General features: G+C 65.4%; 4 protein-coding genes. 2 read left to right on the top strand and 2 right to left on the bottom strand.

The window, feature by feature from the left end:
* Window positions 1-1,171, top strand: a 1,171-nt coding sequence (locus tag MOV75_RS29910; RefSeq protein ID WP_247007118.1) for a S10 family peptidase, incomplete at its 5' end; no start/stop codon positions are given.
* Here MOV75_RS29910 and MOV75_RS29905 read toward each other — a convergent pair.
* Entirely contained in the window at window positions 1,158-2,546 is a 1,389-nt protein-coding gene (locus tag MOV75_RS29905; RefSeq protein WP_246931220.1) for a serine hydrolase, read from the bottom strand. The genes MOV75_RS29910 and MOV75_RS29905 overlap by 14 nt on opposite strands.
* 109 nt (window positions 2,547-2,655) lie before the next feature.
* On the bottom strand, window positions 2,656-3,198 hold the full coding sequence (locus tag MOV75_RS29900; protein ID WP_246931221.1) for a tetratricopeptide repeat protein: 543 nt from the start codon (window positions 3,196-3,198) through the stop codon (window positions 2,656-2,658).
* Window positions 3,199-3,449: 251 nt separating this feature from the next.
* Here MOV75_RS29900 and MOV75_RS29895 point away from each other — a divergent pair, with 251 nt between their 5' ends.
* Window positions 3,450-3,821 (top strand): hypothetical protein, encoded by a 372-nt coding sequence (locus tag MOV75_RS29895; protein WP_246931222.1) that lies wholly within the window; start codon window positions 3,450-3,452, stop codon window positions 3,819-3,821.
* Window positions 3,822-3,903: the final 82 nt, after the last annotated feature.

The raw sequence follows: 3,903 nt of genomic DNA, 5'->3' as shown, positions 1-3,903 counted from the left end.
CGCGTCCTCGGCGTGGCTCCAGTTCGGCGCGGCCGGTCCGTGGCGGCTGCCGCTCGATGGCGATGCGCTGTCGCCGTCGGCCTCGCCCGAGGTGAAGCCGAACGCGGAGACCTGGCTCGACTTCACCGATCTCGTCTTCATCGATCCCGTCAGCACCGGCTACAGTCGCTTCGTTGCGAGCGGGGACGATGCGCGCAAGTCGTTCTACTCCGTCGACGGCGACGTCAACGCGATCGCGCTCGTGATCCGCCGCTGGCTCGAGAAGCACGACCGGCTGACCTCGCCGAAATACGTCGCGGGCGAGAGCTATGGCGGCATTCGAGGGCCGAAGGTGGTGCACCAGTTGCAGCTCCAGCACGGTGTCGGCGTCAGGGGCTTGATCCTGGTGTCGCCGCTGCTCGATTTCCGCGAGTTCACCGGCACCAGCCTCCTGCAATATGTCGCGACGCTGCCGAGCTATGTGGCGGTGGCGCGCGAAGTCAAAGGGCCGGTCAAGCGCGCCGATCTCGCCGATGTCGAGGCTTACGCGCGCGGCGAATTCCTGGCCGACCTCGTCAAGGGCGAGGCTGACAAGGAGGCCACCAATCGTCTTGCCGACAAGGTCGCCGAGCTCACCGGCATCGACCAGGCGGTGAGCCGCAGGCTCGCCGGCCGCTTCGACGTCGGTGAATTCCGCCGCGAGTTCGACCGCAAGAACGGCAAGGTGACGGGCCGCTACGATGCCTCCGTGCGCGGCTTCGATCCCTATCCGGATTCGAGCAGCTCGCGGTTCGGCGACCCCTCAGGCGATGCGCTGCAGGCGCCGCTGACGAGCGCTGCGGTCGACGTGCTCTCACGCAAGCTGAACTGGCGGCCGGACGGCTCCTACGAGGTCCTGAACGGCACTGTGGAAGGTCACTGGGATTTCGGCCGCGGCATCAACCCGCCGCAATCGGTGTCCGAGCTGCGCCAGATCCTCGCTACCGATGCGAAGCTGAACGTGCTGGTCGCGCACGGCCTGTTCGACCTTGCCACGCCCTATTTCGGAACGAAGCGGGCGCTCGATCAGATGCCGGCCTTCGCGACGCAGCGCGTGAAGTTCGTCGTCTATCCCGGCGGGCACATGTTCTATTCGCAGGGCGGCTCGCGGCAGGCGTTTCGCAGCGAGGTCGAGGCGCTCATTCGGGAGTAGGCCGCCGCTTGCGCGGCGGATACCGGCGTGCGATCTCGCGCGCCACGACTTTTTCCGGCTTCACATTGGCGCCCGCGATCCAGATGTCGCTGATCCTGCCGCGCTTGTCGCGGACCCGTCGCACCGGCTCGCCATGGCTGGAATAGCCGGCAGCCCAGGCGAGCTTGCCGGTGTCGCGGCCGGTGACCTCGATCTCGGCGGCATCCATGAACGGATTGACGAATTGCGGATTGGCGACCAGCACGCGGTTGCCGGCGGGGACGAGGTCGGTCGCGCCCCAGATCGTCCACCAGCGCCCAGTCCAGTCGCGCACGCGCCTGTCCGGCGCGCCGCGCGTCTGGAACACGCGCAGGATCTGCATCGCGCCATCCATCCAGAACGGCGCCGCGCCGTCGATGGAGTTGCTGAGGATGCTGATCGTGAGCTCGCAAGCGGGGATGGAGCAGGTCCGCGAGATGTAGCCCTGGAAACCGCCGCTATGGCCGAACCAGTCCCAGCCGTCGGTCTTGCCGGCGTTAACGCCCAAGCCGTAGTGGGCCTCCAAGCTCTGCGGGATGCGCCAATGGTGCCGCGTCATCTCGCGGCGGCTTGCGACCGACAGCACGCTCCTTTTGGCATTGGGTGCGAGCTGCGCGAAGAAGCGGGCGGTGTCGCCGGCGGTCGCAACGAAGCCTGCGGCCGACGCCATCGCGTGCGCTTGATTGTCACCGGGGATCACGCAGCGCTCGCCTAACGGTAGCTTTCGCGTGTGGCCTCGCGCGAACGGCGCGCCCTTGGGAAGCGGTGAGTCCGGCTCGGTCTCGCGCAGGCCCGCGGGCTCGATGATCTCGCGCTTGATCCAGACGGAATAGGGCTCCTTCGTCACGGCCTCGATGAGGAGGCCGATCAGGCCAAAGCCATGATTGGAATATTTGAAACGGGTACCGGCCTCGATCGCGGCCGGCAGCTTCAATTCCGCGAGCAACTCCTTCGTGTCGAGATAGGGACGGCGATCGATGAACTGGCCGGAATCGGCGCCGTCGCGCGTCAGCCCCGCGCTGTGCGACAGCACCTGCGCGATCGTCGTCTCGCCGACGCGCGGATGCAGGCCGCCGACATGTTGGCCGATCGTGTCGTCGAGCCGGAGCTTGCGCTGCTCGCGCAGCTTCATGATGCCGGCCGAAGTGAAGCTCTTGGAATGCGAGGCGATCCGGAAGCGGTGGCGCGGGGTGAGCTTCTCGCCGATGTCGAGATTGGCAAGGCCGAACGCATGCTCGGCGACGATTTCGCCGCGATGGGCAAAGGCGACGATGACGCCGGGCTGCTGGATTGTCGTCAGCTGGAATTCGATCCAGGAGCCGATGTAGTCGATCGCGGATCGCAGCCAATTGTCCATTGCACACCAATTTGCGAGGGGGAGGTTGGTGCGAGAGGCTAGCCGAGAAAGCGGAACGGGCACAACCGCAAGGTTGTGCCCGTTCGTTTCATGCGAAGATGCGATGTCTTCAGTAGACCAGCGTCGCGCCGGTCGGCTTGTCGAGCGCCGCGGCAAGCGAGCGATACTCGGAGCTGTCGGTGCCGGCGAGCGAGGCGATCTTGTTCAGATGATACTGCGCCTGTTCGCGGTTGCCCTGCTCGAGCTGCCAGAGGCCGTAATACTGCCAGGTGCGGACGTGGTTGGGATCGTCCTTCAGTGCCAGCTCGTAATAGACCTTCGACGACTGATAGTCGCCGAGCTTGCGATAGGAGTAGCCGATCAGATTGGCGACGTCGGCGACGTCGTCGCGCTTCAGCGACTTCAACTGGCCGATCGCTCCGCTGTAATCGTGGTTGTCGTAGATCGCAGTGTAAGCGGTGCGATAGGCGGCGAGGAATTTGGGATCGCTGACGGACGAGCTCTTCTTCTTGCCCTTCTTGGTCGAGGAGTCCGACTTCGGAGGCGACGAGGGCTCGTCACTGCCGGCGGCATAGGCGCTGGACAGTACCGGTGCGGCCGCCAGCGACATGGCGACCAGTCCCGGCACGACAAGCATTGAGAGTTTGCGCATCTAAATTCTCCCGTATGGAACGTGGCGATCCTACACGATTGCCCAAAGACCGGAACACCCGTCCGGCAAAAACATTCCCGCTTCGCAAGACCTTGGCCGCTCGGCTGCAGATGACAAACTTGTCATCGAGATGAACGGAAGCCTGCAATCGGCTTCAGACTGGGTTCAGCGCCTCGCCGCTAGGCTCCGACCTACGATCCAAGGGTAGGCGAGAGGGCGCCGCCTGGAGATCCTTCCAAGAGGAGACCACCATGCTGAAGACCATTTCCGCAGCCTTGCTCGCAGCCTCCGTGATCGCAGCCCCGGCCTTCGCCGCCGAGACCGGCAAGACCACCACGACCGCCCCGGTGATCAAGGCGGACCAGAGCCAGACCAAGGCCTCGACCACCGCCGCGAAACCCGAGGCTGGCGTCAAGGCCGACGCCAAGGCTGTCGACGTCAAGCCTGGCGACGTCAAGGTGGATGCCAAGTCGAAGGCGATGAACGCCAACGCGGCCGTGCCGTCGGACGAGCACAAGACGGTGCGCACGCATCGCCATCACCACAAGCATCTGTCGGCCAAGAAGTCGCACAAGGCGCAGCCGGATCTGACCAAGCCGGCGACCACCGAGAAGCGCAGCTAACGACTGATCCTGCGCGGCGGCTTCCAAGGATTGCCCCGCCGCCGCGACAGGGCGTCAGGCCCGGCCCGCCGTCTCGGCGTTT

This window comes from Bradyrhizobium sp. PRIMUS42, assembly GCF_023006515.1.
GTDB lineage: Bacteria > Pseudomonadota > Alphaproteobacteria > Rhizobiales > Xanthobacteraceae > Bradyrhizobium.
Note: the sequence above shows the minus strand (reverse complement) of the source record. Positions and strands in the feature narration are given on the sequence as shown.

What these genes read in the sequence shown, in the direction of transcription:
- MOV75_RS29900 (WP_246931221.1), bottom strand. Translation starts at nt 3,198, where the DNA reads ATGCGCAAACTCTCAATGCTTGTCGTGCCGGGACTGGTCGCCATGTCG.
- MOV75_RS29895 (WP_246931222.1), top strand. Translation starts at nt 3,450, where the DNA reads ATGCTGAAGACCATTTCCGCAGCCTTGCTCGCAGCCTCCGTGATCGCA.
- MOV75_RS29905 (WP_246931220.1), bottom strand. Translation starts at nt 2,546, where the DNA reads ATGGACAATTGGCTGCGATCCGCGATCGACTACATCGGCTCCTGGATC.